The organism is Mycobacterium lehmannii (genome assembly GCF_002245535.1).
Taxonomy (GTDB): Bacteria; Actinomycetota; Actinomycetes; order Mycobacteriales; family Mycobacteriaceae; genus Mycobacterium; species Mycobacterium lehmannii.
Genome location: NZ_NKCN01000047.1, coordinates 1 through 15,594, shown reverse-complemented (window position 1 = coordinate 15,594; position 15,594 = coordinate 1). Strand labels below are relative to the sequence as shown.

The following is a 15,594-nucleotide window of genomic DNA, read 5'->3' as shown; positions in this document are numbered from 1 at the left end:
AGAGGTGTATAAGGGACAGGTGTACGCGCCGATCGACGACGACAACGCGGACTCGAAGCTGTCGAAGTTCGCTCCGCCGGAGCCGCCGACAAATCCCGTACCGCCGTGTGTGGTCGAGTTGTACCAATCCGGCTGTGGCGCAGCCGCTCCCATCGTCGTTTCGTACTTCTTTGCCCACAGTGCCGCGGCGCCCGCAGCGACCGCGAACGGAACGTAGGCCGAGTAGAGGTCTTTGCGCGCCCCGAAGTCGAAACGCGCCTCGGCCGAATCGGTGGTCAACATGCGGTGGAAACCACCTGCGCGCGACCAGAGATCGCGGCCGGCCTCGGTGCGCCTGGTCCCTACGCCCGCGGCCCACGAACCGATCGACAGCAGGAAGAACGCCGCGAACGGCAACGCCCACATCGTGGTCGGAAAGAGCCAGCGGAAGACGGCGCACAGCATGAGCACGAACGCGATGGCGTTCGCGGTGCGGAGCCAGAGTTCGTTGCGCCGTTTGACGAGAAGCTTGTTGTCGAAGGCCCAGTTCTGGACGGCCTTGGCCAGATCGGTCTTGGCCTTGTTGAGCTTCTGGCCCGACTTGACGGTCTTCTTCGCTTCGAACTCGCCGCCCGGATGCAGAACCTTCAACACCGACCCGACGGTCACACTGACCGGGTCCACGTCGACCCAGGCGCCGTGCTCGGCGATGCCGCGGATCCGCCAATGCTTCTCGCTGACCTGGCGCAGTTCGATCAAGCCCCGCTCGGCGAGGTAGAACAGCGTCGCGGTCAGGGCTTGTTTGGGAACTGTCTCGGTCCGGATGTACTCCGTCTGCACCGGGCCGAGGCCCTCCGGTGGCGCGTACTGCAGTGGGAAACCCGGCGACGGTTCGACGGTGGTGCGGTACCACAGCAGACCGGCCAAGCCGGCCGCCACGGTCAGCGCCGCCACCCATAGCGCTCCGGCCAGCGACTGGCCCAGCACGCGGTCCCATTCATAGGTCCAGGGCAGCTCGGTCCGCGGCGGCGTCGGCACGTCCACACTTGCCCGCACTGTCACCGGCGTGCGCGGCGGGAGGTTTCGGGCCGAGAATTCCACCCTGTTCCCCGTGGTCGTCAGGTCCAGGCACTGCCCGCCGACGCCGTATCCGACCGAACACTGCACGCGGGGAACGTCTGCGGGCAGCCCGATCGAGATGTCGGCGCGCTGGATCCGGTTGTTCCAGGCCGGCGCGATCACGTTCCAGAAAAACACCGATTCGGTCGCGGCGGGCTCACCCGACGATGTCGCGAATCTCCGGTCCGCACCGGTGGTTCCGGGATCGAGGACACCGTCGATGGAGTAGCGGATCTCGTATACGTGCTCGCCGTAGCTCAGGTAGCTGTCGGGATCGCCGATCTTGGCGACCAGGAACCGCTCACCGTCTTCCCACAGCAGCTCGTAGGGCGCCGGGTCGCCGTCGAGGAGGATGGAGTCGATCTCCGGCACCTGGCGCACGTGAGGACTGTTGGGGTTGGTCACATCCCAGTACCGGAAGATGCCGTGCCTGCCGCTGGGAAAATCCGCGGTGATGGTCTCCACGGCGTCGAGCCGCCCGTCTTCGTCGACGAGGAGGTCCACGTCGTAGTCCGTGATGACGACGGGGTCGTCGGCGGGTGCGGCCTCCGAACCACCACCACCGCTGAACACCACTGGCCAGAGCACCGCAAATGCCAGTACCAGCAACGTGATCGACCACGCGAACAGCCGGCGCATGCGGTCCTCCTGTTGCGTGCGACGCCAGGTTTCCGGTTCACCCTAAGTGCAGCGGGCCGATTTCGGCGCGAACTGGCCATCGGCTCACCCGATGTGCAGCGGGTCGATCTGAACGCGAACCGGCTGTTGGTCGTGACGGGCGCTGAGCACGGCGGTGGCCCGGCGCAGGGTCGAGGAGAGGGCCAGTCCGGTGTCGCGGGGAACCCGCAACAGCATCCGGATCACCGTCGTGTCGGACGCCAGTCCCGGCGGTCGGCGCGCGCCGACCGGCAGGTCGACCGGGCCGAGTTGTTCGGTGCCCTCGGGCGTATCGGCGATGTCGAGCAAGCTGTGCACCGCCTCGGGCGGTCCGTCCACCGCGGCCATGTGCACGTCGGGCGGCAGGCCGACTTCAGCGCGCGCGTTCAACTCGGCGTCGGCGTGACCGACGGGGTCCCAGCGGATCAGCGCCTGCACGGTCGGTATCGCGGACTCGGCCACCACCGCGATCACCCCGCCGTCGCCGCGGTTGCGTACCAGGGCGCCCGCGGCCATCCACCGCCGCAAGGTGTCCTCGGCCGCCCGCAGGTCCTGGCGACCGAGCAGCGCCCAACTGTCCAACAGCAGCGCGGCACCGTAGCCGCCCGCGGCTATCGGTTCGGCGCCGGGCGTGGCGACGACAACCGCGGGCTGCGACGCGACCTCGGCGACCATCGCGTCACCGCCGGAGGTGATGACCGTCGTGCCCGGAAACGCCCTGCCGAGTTCCTCGGCGGTGCGCCTGGCCCCGACGACAACCGCGCGCACCGCATCCGAGCCGCACCGCACGCACCGCAGCGACGGGTGGGCGCGCCCGCACCACCGGCACACCGCGCCTGCGGCATCGCGGTCGGGCAGCGACAACGGCCCCGTGCAGTTGCGACACCGGGCGATGGTTCGGCAGCGCCCGCACGCGAGGGCGGGGACGTACCCGCGGCGGGGCACCTGCACCAGGACCGGGGCGCCGGACTCCAGCGCCTTGCGCGCCGCATGCAGCGCCATCGACGGGAGCCTGGCCGACCGGGCGGCGGGGTCGCGTTCCTGCTCGAAACCGCTGTCATCGAGGGCGACGACGCGCGGTGAGGCCGCCCGCACCGTCGGCCGCAGCGCGACCAGGTCGTGCGCCCAGCCGCTGCGCACCAGCGCCTGGGCCTCCGCGGTTCTGGCGAATCCGCCGATCAGCGCGGCGCAGCGCAGCTGATGTGCCCGCAACATCGCCACCTCGCGGGCATGCGGATAGGGCGCACGGGGTTCGGCGAGCGTGTCGTCGCCGTCGTCCCACACCATCACCAGACCGAGGTGGGCGACAGGTGCGAACACCGCGCTGCGGGTGCCGATGACGAGCCGGGCGCTGCCGCGCAACACCGACAACCAACGCCGATAGCGTTGCGCGGGGCCGAGTCCCGCCGACAAGGCCACCACCAGGTTCTCGTCGAGGCGGTCGAGCGCGGCGGCGTGCACCGCGTCGATGTCGCGTTGATCCGGCACGATCACCAGCACACCGCGGCCCGCGTTCACCATCACCGCCGCGGCCTCGGCCAGTCGATCGGCCCACGCCTCCCCGGGCAGCGCCTGCCAGACCGCTCGGGCGGCTCGTTCGCTCGCCACCGCCGCGAGGAACTGCTCACCGCTGCCGTAGGCGTTCCAGGAATCGGTTGCGACGGGTTGCGGGTCGGTCGGCGCCGTCGTCGGCGGCTCCTGTTTTTCGACCCGGGCGTGCCGCGGCGGGATGGCCAGCCTCAGGACGTCCGCGCGGGTGCCGGCGTAACGGGCCGCCACGGCGTCGGCGAGTCGACGGATCTCGGGCGTCAGCACCGGCTCGGGCGAGACCACGCGGTCGAGCCAGCCGAGCTTGCCCACGTGGTCGGTGTCGGACCGCCTCTCCAGGATGAACGCGTCGACCAGCCTGCCGTGGAACCGCACCCGGACGCGGACGCCGGGCTGCGCGTCGTCGGACTGCTCGGCGGAGACCAGGTAGTCGAACTCGCGGTCGAGGTGCGGGACGGTCAGCATCGGCAGCACACGCGCGACCGGCTCGTGCTCGGCAGGCTGTCTGGTGGCGCCCGGGCGGGCCGGGCTGTCGGACCCCGTCACGCAGGATTGGTAGCAGACGGCACCGACGTCCTGCCGAAGAAGAACCCGGCCGTGATGAGCACCAGCGACGCCGCATACACCCACCAGATCGGCACCGCCAGAGCCTCGGACCCCAGCACGAACTTGCCGATCCCGATCATCGCGTCCGACACCGCGAAACACACCGCACCCAATGCCGTCCACGGCGTGGGCAACCGGGCCATCAGCGCGGCGCACACCATTGCGCCGAGCACCGCGATGTACAGCGTGACCGGTACGGCCATGCCCTCGGCGATGAGCCGCGGCCAGAACCACACCAGCAGGGCCAGGCAGGCCGCGACCGTGACCGCGGCGGCGGCCAGCCTCGGACCGGAGCGGGCGACCAACGGCCACAGCGCGCCCAGAAAGCACAGGTGGGCGACGAGGAACGCGGCCAGCCCGAGCACGAACGACGGCTCCCACCACGGCAGCGCCAACAGGAAATCACCCGCCGCGGAGAACATCAGCGCGGCCACCAACCAGCGTCGTTCCCGGGCGATCGGGTGTGTCAACGCGGCCGCGGCGAGCAGCACCGCCGCAGCGGCCTTGACCGCGGGCTGCAGCGCGAACTGACCGGTGAGCTCGGCACCGCCGGGCAGCCGCACCGCGGTCGCGATCAGGAACACCCCGTAGCAGGCGGCCACGACGGCTGCGGCCACCCACAGCAGCCGGGTCCGCCGGTGAACGTACGGTGTCCCCATGTCAGTCCCTGAGGTAGGGCCGGCCAGCCCGGAACCCATCGACGCCATTCTGCTGAAGGTACTGCAGGCAGTTCCGTTCCAGTTGACAACCGACGGGGGCGTGCAGGCCGCCCGTGAACGGTTCAACGCGCTGCCGCGGGTCGAGATCCTGCCCGAGGTGCGTGCCGAAGACCGCACGGTCGACGGGCCCGCCGGCCCGATCCCGGTCCGGGTGTACCGGCCGCCGACCGCCTCCGATGCGCCCGCCCCCGTGGTGGTGTTCTTCCACGGCGGCGGTTGGTGCGTCGGCGACCTCGACAGCTACGACGGCACCGCGCGTCGACATGCGGCCGACGCCGAGGCCGTGCTGGTGGCCGTCGACTACCGGCTGGCACCCGAGCACCCCTACCCCGCCGCTGTCGACGATGTGTGGGCGGTGACGCAGTGGGTCGCCGCGAGCGCGGACGAGCTGGGCGTCGACGCGGGCCGGCTCGCGGTGGCCGGCGACTCGGCGGGCGGCAATCTCGCCGCGGTGGTCGCACAGTTGGCACGCGACGCGGGCGGGCCCCAGATCCGTTTCCAGTTGCTGTGGTATCCGGCCACGACGTGGGACACCACATTGCCGTCGTTCGCCGAGAACGCCGACGCGCCAATACTCGATTTCGCTGCGATAGGCGGCTTTTCGCGTTGGTATGTCGGCGACATGGAGCTTTCGGACATGCCCGCGACGCTGGCGCCCGCGCGCGCCGAAAACCTGACCGGGCTGCCGCCGGCCTACATCGCCGTCGCGGGCCATGACCCATTGCGTGACGACGGCGCCCGGTACGCGGAGTTGCTGTCGGCCGCCGGGGTTCGCGTCGAACTTCACAATGCTGAATCGCTCGTGCACGGCTACCTCGGCTACGCCGGGGTGGTGCCCGCCGCGACCGAGGCCACCGAACGGGGATTGAGAGCGCTACACGCCGCGTTACACCCGGTGTGAACACATCGAAATCCATCGACATCGTGCACGCGTTCTGGGACGAGGTCTGGAACGCCCACGACCCAGCGGCGGCGGACCGCTTCGTGGTCGACGACTTCGTGATCATCACCGGCGGCGAGACGGTGCGTGGCCGCGAGGATTTCAAGGCATGGATCGCCGGGTTCCTGAGTAAGGTCGACGACTTACATCTCGAGGTCGTCGAGTCGTTCGAGAGCGCCGACGGCAGCCGCGTCGCGTCGCGGTGGCTACTGACCGGGAGGAACAACGGCTACCTCGGAAGCGCGCCCGACGGCAGCGAAATCGCGATGACCGGTACCGCGGTCTGGGCTGTCGGTGAGGACGGCAAGCTGCTCACCAACTGGGTCGAACGCAGCGCTTGGGAGTTGTCGCAACGGCTGAACAACGGGGGTACCGTGATCGGGACGTGAGCGACACGGGGAGGCTCGATGACAGTGCCCGATCACGACACCATCATCGTCGGCGCCGGCTTCTCCGGCATCGGCGCGGGGATCAGCCTCGACAAGGCGGGGTTGGGTGACTATCTGATCATCGAAGCCGGCGAGGGACCGGGTGGGACGTGGTACTGGAACACGTATCCCGGTATCGCCGTTGACATTCCGTCGTTCTCCTACCAGTTCTCGTTTGAGCAGAGCCCGGAATGGACCCGCACGTACGCACCGGGGAGCGAGTTACGCGCCTACGCCGAGCACTGCGTCGACAAGTACCGTCTGCGGCCCAAGATCCGGTTCAATACCAAGGTGCTGGGCGCCGTCTACGACGACGAGCAGAACCTGTGGCGGATCGAACTCGACTCCGGCGACGTCCTGACATCACGGTTTTTGATCAATGCGTGCGGGGTGCTGATCACGCCGAAACTGCCCGATATCGACGGTGTCGACTCGTTCGCCGGTGTCACCATGCACACCGCGCGTTGGGACCACGAGCAGGACTTGACCGGCAAGCGGGTCGCGGTCATCGGCACGGGCGCGTCGGCGGTGCAGGTGATTCCCGAGATCGCGCCGATCGTCAAGCAGCTGACCGTTTTTCAGCGCACACCGATCTGGTGTTTCCCGAAGTTCGATGTGCCGCTGTCGCCAATGGCGCAACGGATGATGCGGCTGCCCGGCGGCCACGTGGTGCAGCGTCTGCTCAGCCAGGCCTACGTCGAGTTGACGTTCACGCTGCCCGCGCAGTACTTCACCGTGAACCCGATGGCCAAGAACATGTCGAAAGTCGGCGAGGCGTATCTACGCAAAGAGGTCGACGACCCGGAGGTCCGCGAAAAGCTCACGCCCGAGTATGCGGTCGGCTGCAAGCGGCCCGGCTTCCACAACACCTACCTGTCGACGTACAACCGCGACAACGTCGAGTTGGTCACCGAGCCGATCGACAAGATCACCGGTTCAGGTGTGGCCACCGCCGACGGCATGACCCGCGACATCGACGTGCTGATCCTGGCGACGGGTTTCAAAGTGATGGACGCCGAGGACATGCCGACCTATCCGGTTACCGGTTCGGGCGGCCGGACGTGGAGCCGGCACTGGCAGGAGAACCGGCTGCAGGCCTACGAAGGAGTGAGTGTGCCGGGTTTCCCGAACTTCTTCACGGTGTTCGGACCCTACGGTTATGTCGGGTCGTCGTATTTCGCGCTCATCGAGACGCAGACGCATCACATCGTGCGCTGTCTCAAGCACGCCCGACGCAGGGGCGCCCGTCGCGTGGAGGTCACGCAGGAGGCCAACGACCGCTACTTCGAAGAGATGATGCGCAAACGGCACCGCCAGATCTTTTGGCAGGAGAGCTGCCAGCGGGCCAACAGCTACTACTTCGACAAGAACGGCGACGCCCCGCTGCGGCCGACCACCACGCTCGAGGCGTACTGGCGCAGCCGCCGCTTCCCGCTACGGGATTACGCGTTCAGTTCCTGACCGTTGGCGCTGCGTAGGCCACGCCCACGAGCCGCGAGACTACGGTTTCTGACGGAATTCGGCCGATATCGCTCAACAACCGTCGTCTCGGCGTCAGACGGCGGCCTTGAGCTCGTCGACCTTGTTCAGCTGCTCCCAGGGCAGCTCGACGTCGGTGCGGCCGAAGTGGCCGTACGCGGCAGTCTGCGCGTAGATCGGGCGCAGCAGGTCGAGGTCGCGCACGATCGCGCCGGGACGCAGATCGAACACCGAGGTGATGGCCTTCTCGATGCGGCCCGGATCGACGGACTCGCTGCCGAACGTCTCGACGAACAGGCCGACCGGAGCGGCCTTGCCGATCGCATAAGCGACCTGGACCTCAACGCGCTCGGCCAGACCCGCCGCGACCACGTTCTTCGCCACCCAGCGCATCGCGTAGGCCGCCGAACGGTCCACCTTTGACGGGTCCTTGCCCGAGAACGCGCCGCCGCCGTGACGGGCCCAGCCGCCGTAGGTGTCGACGATGATCTTGCGGCCCGTCAGCCCCGCGTCACCCATGGGGCCGCCGAGCACGAACTTGCCGGTCGGGTTCACCAGCAGGCGGAAGTCGGAGGTGTCCATCGAGTCGTGGCCCAGGTCGGCAAGGACGGTGTTGACGACCTTCTCGCGGATGTCCGGCGTCAGCGTCCCTTCGAGGTCGATGCCCGCCGCGTGCTGCGTCGACAGCACAACCGTGTCGAGGCGCGCCGGGGTGGTGCCGTCGTACTGCACGGTGACCTGGGTCTTGCCGTCGGGGCGCAGGTAGTCGAGCACACCGCTCTTGCGGACCTCGGTCAGCCGGCGCGACAGCCGGTGTGCGAGCGCGATCGGCAGCGGCATCAGCTCGGGCGTGTCCTTGATCGCGTAGCCGAACATCAGGCCCTGGTCGCCCGCGCCCTGCAGATCGAGCGGGTCGCCCGCGCCCTCTACGCGGGTCTCGTGCGCGGTGTCGACGCCCATCGCGATATCGGGCGACTGACGACCGATGCCGATGTTGACGCCGCAGGTCTCACCGTCGAAGCCCTTCTCCGACGAGTCGTAACCGATCTCCAGGATGCGCTCGCGCACCGTGGTGGCGATGTCGGCGAAGGCCTCCTTGGCCGCCGTCGTCACCTCGCCGACGACGTGCACCTGCCCGGTGGTGACCAGTGTCTCCACGGCAACTCGCGACTTGGGATCGCCCGCGAGCAAAGCGTCGAGCACCGAGTCGCTGATCGCGTCGCAGATCTTGTCGGGGTGGCCCTCGGTTACCGACTCACTGGTGAACAGCCGAGCTTCACTCACGGTGTGATCCTTCCGCTCAAGTCATCTTGAGGTAGTTAGTCCATCAAATTGTAGGAGTGCCCTGTTGCACCCAAGCCTGTGCTTGCCTCGCGCGCAAGCATTTCACGCAGCCGGATGCGTGATCCGCGCTACCCGCTGCCGCTGTGCAGGAAGGCCACGATCGCGTCCACGATACGGCTGGCCATCAGCGTCTTCGAACCGTGCTCCAGAGCGGACTCCGCGCCGTCGGCCGCGAGCAGCCAACCGTCGTTGTTGTCCACTTCGAACGCCCGATTCTCGCCCACCGCATTGACCACGAGCAAATCGCATCCCTTGCGCTGCAGCTTCGCGCGAGCGTGGTGAAGCACGTCGCCGTTGGCGTCGCCGGTCTCGGCAGCGAACCCCACGATGGCCCGCATATTCGGCAGCTGCCCGTCGGCGCGGGCCCGCACGGCGCCGGCGAGCACGTCCTCGGTGCGGGTCAGTTCGATCACCGGCGCGGCGGCGTCCGGATCGGCCGACTTCTTGATCTTGCTGGTCTGCATCTGCGTGGGCCGGAAATCCGCGACCGCGGCCGCCATCACCAGCACATGGGCGTCGGGGGCATGCTTGGACACGGCGTCCTTGAGCTGGGCGGCCGACACGATGTGCACGACCTCGACGCCCGCCGGGTCGACCAGCCCGGCGGTGTTGCCGGCGATCAGCGTGACGTCGGCACCGCGCTGGGCCATCACCCGCGCCATCGCATAGCCCTGCTTGCCCGAACTGCGGTTGCCGATGAAGCGCACGGGATCGATCGGCTCGCGCGTCCCGCCCGCGGAAACCAGCACCTTGACCCCTGCCAAGTCGTAGGGCAGGGCGTCCGGGCGCGTCAGCAGAAGCTGGGCCAGCGTGCTGATCTCCTCGGCCTCGGGCAGACGGCCCGCGCCGCTGTCGGCTCCGGTCAACCGGCCCGACGCGGGTTCGAGGACGACGGCACCGCGGCGGCGCAGCGTGGCGACGTTCTCCACCGTCGCGGGGTGCAACCACATCTCGGTGTGCATGGCCGGGGCGAACAGCACCGGACATCGCGCGGTCAGCAGCGTCGCGGTCAGCAGGTCGTCCGCGCGGCCCGCGACGGCCCGCGCCAGAAGATCCGCGGTGGCGGGGGCGACGACGACCAGGTCGGCCTCCTGGCCGAAGCGGACGTGCGGCACCTCGTGGACGTCGTCCCAGACTCCGGTGTGCACGGGATGACCCGAGAGGGCCTCGAAGGTGGCGGCACCGACGAACCGCAGCGCGGACTCGGTGGGGACGACACGGACGTCGTGTCCGGCCTCGGTGAGCTGTCTGACCACCGTGGCCGCCTTGTAGGCGGCGATACCACCGGCGACGCCGACGATGATCCGCTTGGGCTCCATGGCGGCCGCTCCCCTATGCCTCGCGGTGTTGCTACTCGCCTTCGGTGTGCTCGAGCAGGTCGGCGTGGATCTCGCGCAACGCGATCGACAGCGGCTTCTCCTGCAGGCCCGGCTCGACCAGCGGGCCGACGTACTCGAGGATGCCGTCGCCGAGCTGGTTGTAGTAGTCGTTGATCTGGCGGGCGCGCTTGGCGGCATAGATCACCAGCGCATACTTGCTCGACGCGCGATCCAGCAGCTCGTCGATGGGCGGGTTGGTGATGCCCAACGGCGTGTCGTAGGCGCTGGCTGCGGACGTGTCGAAGTCGTCCACAGCTGCCAGCTGCGTGTCGGCGTGCGGGGTGCTCACGAAAAATTCTCCTGGCGGTTTTAGCTGAATGCGAGATAGCTGTCGGGCCTGCGGCGCCGTCTCCGGCGCGTACTTATCGGTGGCCCACCAGCAAGGATACCAATTCGGCGCAGGCAGACTCCAATTGACTGTTCACGACCACGGTGTCGAAGTCGTCCTGTGCGGCGAGTTCGGCTCGCGCGGTCGCCAGCCGGCGCTCCATCGCCTCGGGTGTCTCGGTGCCCCGTCCGGTCAGCCGGTTCTTCAGCTCATCCCAGCTCGGCGGCGCCAGGAAGACGGTCAGTGCCTCGGGCATCGCGGCCTTCACGGCCCGCGCGCCCGCGAGATCCACCTCGATCAGAACGGGCCTGTCGGCGGAGATCGCCTCGCGGACGGGCCGGGCTGGTGTTCCGGAGCGGTGCAACCCGCCGTGGATCTCCGCCCATTCGAGCAGGGCGCCATCGGCGATCAATTCATCGAATTCGTCGGGGGTCACGAACGAGTAATCGACGCCGTCGACTTCACCCGGCCGCGGGGCCCTGGTGGTGACGGACACGCTGAAGTGCAGTTCGGGAACGCGTTCGCGCAGACAGCGAACGACGGTCGACTTCCCGACGGCAGAGGGGCCGGACAGCACGACTACCCGGCCGGCCCCTCGGCCGGCGCTCAATTTATGCGCCTAGGACTGGTCGAACTTTTCCAGCAGCGCCTTGCGCTGGCGATCGCCGAGGCCGCGCAACCGGCGGGTCGGGGCGATCTCGAGTTCGGTCATGATCTCCTGCGCCTTGACCTTGCCGACCTTGGGCAACGCCTCCAGAAGCGCCGAAACCTTCATCTTGCCCAAGACCTCGTCGGTCTCGGCATCCTTGAGCACCTGCTTGAGGTTGGTGCCGCCGCGCTTGAGCCGATCCTTCAATTCGGCTCGGGCTCGACGTGCGGCGGCAGCCTTCTCCAACGCGGCCGCGCGCTGTTCGTCGGTCAACTGGGGAAGGGCCACGGGTTCCTCCGTCTCATCACCATCAATTTCCACTGCCTCGGCTGATAGAGAAAACCCTCAAACAGCCAGCGACGACGACCGTACCCACGCTGGCTGACGAATGCGAACCCCACCCCCTGGTTACGGCGTCAAAAGCCCAGCGTGTCGGGCGGTCGCGCCGCGCACGCGCCGACGCCGTTTCGTGGCCAGGACCGGCGAAACCTCATTTTGTCTCGCCGGAACCGCCTGCATATCAAGGCATTTCGGATTGCACGAGAGCGCTAATCGGGCGCTCAGCGCGTGACCTGCGCCACACTTCGGCGGGTCAGCGCCGCCGAAAAAGAAAATTTTCGCTGGTCATCAGCTTTCGGGCGTGTCGCGAGCAGCCGGTTTGTGACGCTTGTGACTGGTGAGCCTCGCGTTGCCGGTGTTGTGTCGTCGGCGGAGGTGTCAGGCCAGGTAGGCGACCGCGTCGCGCATTGTCTCGGCCGCGGAACGCAGCGCGCCCACGTCCGGGCCGGCGCGCAGCACTTCGCGGGACACCGCGGGCAGCAACTGCCCGGGTTGGGCCCCTCCGAGCCCGCTCAGCGCGTCCGGGCGCCCGCCCTGGGCGCCGACACCCGGGACCAGGACCGGTCCGGCGAGCGCGCTGACGTCGGGCGGTTCGGCCAGGGTGGCGCCGACGACGACACCGATAGGGCCGGGTTGCGCGGGCACGGTGTGGTTGACCGCCGCGGCGGCGTCGACGATCGACTGCGCGACGGTGCGCCCGCCGGCATCGGCGCGCTGTACGGACGCGCCCTCGGGATTCGAGGTGGCCGCGAGCACGAACACGCCGCGGTCATTGGCCAACGCGGTCTCGATCAGCGGTTGCAGCGAGCCGAAGCCCAGGTAGGGCGATGCGGTCACCGCGTCGGCGGCCAGCGGCGAATCACCCGCCCACGCGGCGGCGTAGGCGGCCATCGTCGAACCGATATCGCCACGTTTGGCGTCGGCGAGCACCAGCACGCCGGCCTCGCGGAGCGCGGCGATGGTGTGCTCGAGCACCATGAACCCGGCGGCGCCGTACGCCTCGAAGAACGCGACCTGCGGTTTGACGACGGCGAAGTCGGCGAACGCCGTCACACACACAGAGCAGAACCGGCGCAACCCGTCGGCGTCAGCGGTGAGTCCCCACGCGCGCATCAACTCCGGGTGCGGATCGATGCCCAGGCACAGCGGTCCACGCCGGGCCACCGCGTCGGCCAACCGCAGGCCGAAACCCGTCACGGCCCCAGCACGCTGTGCAGTTCCTGCAGCGACATCACGCCGATGTCGCCGCGGATGCCGGCCTCGATGCCCTGTACCGCCGCGGACGCGCCCTGCACCGTCGTCACACACGGGATGCTGTTCGCCACTGCCGCGGAACGGATCTCGTATCCGTCGACACGAGGACCGGAGTTGCCGTACGGGGTGTTGATCACCATGTCCACCTCCCCGGCCTTGATGAGGTCGACGGCCGACGATGCGGGCCTGTCCTCGCTGGGCTCCTGGAAGTGCTTGCGCACCTCCTCGCACGGAATCCCGTTGCGCCGCAACATCTCCGCGGTGCCCTCGGTGGCCAGAACCCGGAACCCGAGATCGGCGAGCCGTTTGACGGGGAACACCAGCGATCGCTTGTCGCGGTTGGCCACCGACACGAACACGGTGCCCTCCAGCGGCAGGGACCCGTAGGCGGCGGTCTGGCTCTTGGCGAAGGCGCTTCCGAAGTCGTGGTCGATGCCCATGACCTCACCCGTCGACTTCATCTCCGGGCCCAGCAGCGAGTCGATCTGCGTGCCATCGTGTTTGCGGAACCGGTTGAACGGCAGGACGGCCTCCTTGACCGCGACCGGAGCGTTGCGTGCGGTGCTCGCGCCGTCCCCGGTGCGCGCCAGCACGCCTTTCTCGCGCAGTTCGGCGATCGTCGCGCCGAGCATGATCCGCGCACACGCCTTGGCCAGGGGCACCGCGGTGGCCTTCGAGACGAACGGCACGGTGCGGCTGGCACGCGGGTTGGCCTCCAGCACGTAGAGCACATCGTCCTTGAGCGCGTACTGCACATTGAGCAGGCCCACCACGCCGATGCCGTGGGCGATCGCTTCGGTGGCACGTCGCACGGCCTCGATGTCGCTGCGGCCCAACGTCACCGGCGGCAGCGCGCACGCGGAGTCACCGGAGTGGATACCGGCTTCCTCGATGTGCTCCATGATGCCGCCGATGTAGACCTCGGTCCCGTCGCACAGCGCATCGACGTCGATCTCGATGGCGTCCTCGAGGAACCTGTCCACCAGCACCGGATGTTCGGGCGAGAGTTCGGTGGCCCTGGTGATGTAGCCGTGCAGCGTCTCGTCGTCGTAGACGATCTCCATGCCGCGACCGCCGAGGACGTAGGAGGGACGCACCAGCACGGGGTAGCCGATCTCGGCGGCGATGCGCCGCGCCTGGTCGAAGCTGGTGGCCAAGCCGAACTTCGGGGCCGGCAGGCCTGCATTGGTCAGCACCTCGCCGAACGCGCCGCGATCCTCGGCCAGGTCGATCGCCTTGGGGCTGGTGCCGACGATCGGCACCCCGGCGTTCTGCAGGCGTTCGGCCAGTCCGAGCGGTGTCTGGCCGCCGAGCTGCACGATGACGCCGACGACGCCGGGACCGCCCGCGCCGGAGACCGATTCGGCGTAGTACACCTCGAGCACGTCCTCAAAGGTGAGCGGCTCGAAGTAGAGCCGGTCGGCGGTGTCGTAGTCGGTGGACACCGTCTCGGGGTTGCAGTTGACCATCACGGTCTCGAAACCGGCCTGGCTCAACGTCGTTGCGGCGTGCACACAACTGTAGTCGAACTCGATGCCCTGCCCGATGCGGTTGGGGCCCGATCCGAGGATCAGCACCTTGGGCCGCTCGGCCTGCGGGGCCACCTCCGTCTCGGCGGCGGGGTCGAGCTCGTAGCTGCTGTAGTGGTACGGGGTCTTGGCCTCGAACTCGGCGGCACACGTGTCGACGGTCTTGAACACCGGGTGGATGGCGAGCCGCTGGCGCAGCGCCCGGACGCCGACCTCACCGGCGAGTTCGGGCCGCAGCGCGGCGATCTGACGGTCGGACAGCCCGTGGTACTTGGCGCGCCGCAACAGGTCGGCATCGAGCACCGGCGCATCGACGATCTCGGCGCGCAGCGCGACCAGCCCGGCGATCTGCTCGACGAACCACGGGTCGACTCCGGAGGCCTGAGACACCTGCTCGACGGTCGCGCCCTTGCGCAGCACCAGCTCCAGGTCGTACAGGCGCCCGTCCGACGGTGTACTCAGCCGCTCCAGCAACTCGTCGACGGTGACTGTGTCCTCGTCGGGGTCGGCTTTGGTCCAGAACCCGGCGCGGCCGGACTCCAGCGAGCGCATCACCTTGCCGAGCGCCTCGATGAAGTTGCGCCCCAACGACATTGCCTCGCCGACCGACTTCATGGTGGTGGTCAGCGTGCCGTCGGCGCCGGGGAACTTCTCGAATGCGAAGCGCGGGGCCTTGACGACGACGTAGTCGAGCGTCGGCTCGAAACAGGCCGGGGTCTCCTTGGTGATGTCGTTGACGATTTCGTCGAGCGTGTAGCCGATGGCCAGCTTCGCGGCGATCTTGGCGATCGGGAACCCAGTGGCCTTGGACGCCAGCGCGCTGGACCGCGACACCCGCGGGTTCATCTCGATCACGATCAGGCGCCCGTCGGCGGGGTTGACGGCGAACTGGATGTTGCAGCCGCCGGTGTCGACGCCGACCTCGCGCAGGATCGCGATGCCCAGATCGCGCATCGTCTGGTACTCGCGGTCGGTGAGCGTCATGGCCGGCGCGACGGTGACCGAGTCGCCGGTGTGCACACCCATCGGGTCGAAGTTCTCGATCGAGCACACCACCACCACGTTGTCGCGGCCGTCGCGCATCAACTCGAGTTCGTATTCCTTCCAGCCGAAGATCGACTCCTCGATGAGCACGTTGGCGCTCGGCGAGGCGGCGAGCCCGTCACCGGCCATCCGGTCGACGTCCTCGGCGGAGTACGCCATCCCCGAGCCCCCGTCCCTTATACACATCCCCGAGCCCCCGAGACGTAGAGCACACTAGTGTTCCCTCTTCTGCTTTGCAACACAACAACATATA

The 15,594-nt window shown here is 68.5% G+C and carries 12 protein-coding genes and 1 pseudogene; 3 read left to right on the top strand and 10 right to left on the bottom strand.

Annotation, left to right across the window (positions count from 1 at the left end; translation table 11 throughout):
• From CEX87_RS26385 to CEX87_RS26375, 3 genes are all read right to left on the bottom strand, one after another.
• A partial coding sequence (locus CEX87_RS26385) for a DUF2207 domain-containing protein (RefSeq protein WP_094289810.1) occupies positions 1-1,737 on the bottom strand: 1,737 nt, incomplete at its 3' end.
• An 84-nt stretch (positions 1,738-1,821) separates the two neighbouring features.
• Positions 1,822-3,768 (bottom strand): primosomal protein N', encoded by a 1,947-nt coding sequence (locus tag CEX87_RS26380; RefSeq protein ID WP_198957319.1) that lies wholly within the window; start codon positions 3,766-3,768, stop codon positions 1,822-1,824.
• 77 nt (positions 3,769-3,845) lie between these two features.
• Positions 3,846-4,568, bottom strand: a complete 723-nt coding sequence (locus CEX87_RS26375) for a lysoplasmalogenase (RefSeq protein ID WP_198957318.1) — start codon at positions 4,566-4,568, stop codon at positions 3,846-3,848.
• Between CEX87_RS26375 and CEX87_RS26370 the strand changes: the two genes are divergently transcribed.
• From CEX87_RS26370 to CEX87_RS26360, 3 genes are read left to right on the top strand one after another with little or no spacing between them, the layout of a single operon-like run.
• A complete protein-coding gene (locus CEX87_RS26370) occupies positions 4,567-5,529 on the top strand; it encodes an alpha/beta hydrolase (RefSeq protein WP_094289806.1) in 963 nt (320 codons plus the stop codon). The two genes, CEX87_RS26375 and CEX87_RS26370, sit on opposite strands and share 2 nt — an antisense overlap.
• A complete protein-coding gene (locus CEX87_RS26365; protein WP_064417125.1) occupies positions 5,526-5,957 on the top strand; it encodes an ester cyclase in 432 nt (143 codons plus the stop codon). The genes CEX87_RS26370 and CEX87_RS26365 overlap by 4 nt, the downstream gene beginning before the upstream one ends.
• A gap of 18 nt (positions 5,958-5,975) precedes the next feature.
• Positions 5,976-7,457: a flavin-containing monooxygenase gene (locus CEX87_RS26360; protein ID WP_094289804.1), complete on the top strand. Its 1,482-nt coding sequence runs from the start codon at positions 5,976-5,978 to the stop codon at positions 7,455-7,457.
• A gap of 93 nt (positions 7,458-7,550) precedes the next feature.
• Here CEX87_RS26360 and metK read toward each other — a convergent pair whose 3' ends face one another.
• The 7 genes and pseudogenes from metK to carB all read right to left on the bottom strand — a co-directional run.
• Positions 7,551-8,759: a methionine adenosyltransferase gene (gene metK, locus CEX87_RS26355; protein WP_094289802.1), complete on the bottom strand. Its 1,209-nt coding sequence runs from the start codon at positions 8,757-8,759 to the stop codon at positions 7,551-7,553.
• Between the two features lie 128 nt (positions 8,760-8,887).
• A complete protein-coding gene (coaBC, locus tag CEX87_RS26350) occupies positions 8,888-10,138 on the bottom strand; it encodes a bifunctional phosphopantothenoylcysteine decarboxylase/phosphopantothenate--cysteine ligase CoaBC (RefSeq protein WP_064425956.1) in 1,251 nt (416 codons plus the stop codon).
• Between the two features lie 31 nt (positions 10,139-10,169).
• On the bottom strand, positions 10,170-10,487 hold the full coding sequence (rpoZ, locus tag CEX87_RS26345) for a DNA-directed RNA polymerase subunit omega (RefSeq protein WP_064395447.1): 318 nt from the start codon (positions 10,485-10,487) through the stop codon (positions 10,170-10,172).
• Positions 10,488-10,560: 73 nt separating this feature from the next.
• Complete coding sequence (gmk, locus tag CEX87_RS26340) at positions 10,561-11,136, bottom strand: guanylate kinase (protein WP_064425957.1); 576 nt, start codon at positions 11,134-11,136, stop codon at positions 10,561-10,563.
• 9 nt (positions 11,137-11,145) lie between these two features.
• A complete protein-coding gene (gene mihF / locus CEX87_RS26335) occupies positions 11,146-11,463 on the bottom strand; it encodes an integration host factor, actinobacterial type (protein ID WP_003889986.1) in 318 nt (105 codons plus the stop codon).
• A 429-nt stretch (positions 11,464-11,892) separates the two neighbouring features.
• A complete protein-coding gene (gene pyrF / locus CEX87_RS26330; protein ID WP_064428401.1) occupies positions 11,893-12,711 on the bottom strand; it encodes an orotidine-5'-phosphate decarboxylase in 819 nt (272 codons plus the stop codon).
• A pseudogene (gene carB, locus CEX87_RS26325) lies at positions 12,708-15,509 on the bottom strand (carbamoyl-phosphate synthase large subunit); the annotation flags it as partial. The pseudogene carB and the gene pyrF, both read right to left, overlap by 4 nt.
• Between the last annotated feature and the right edge of the window lie 85 nt (positions 15,510-15,594).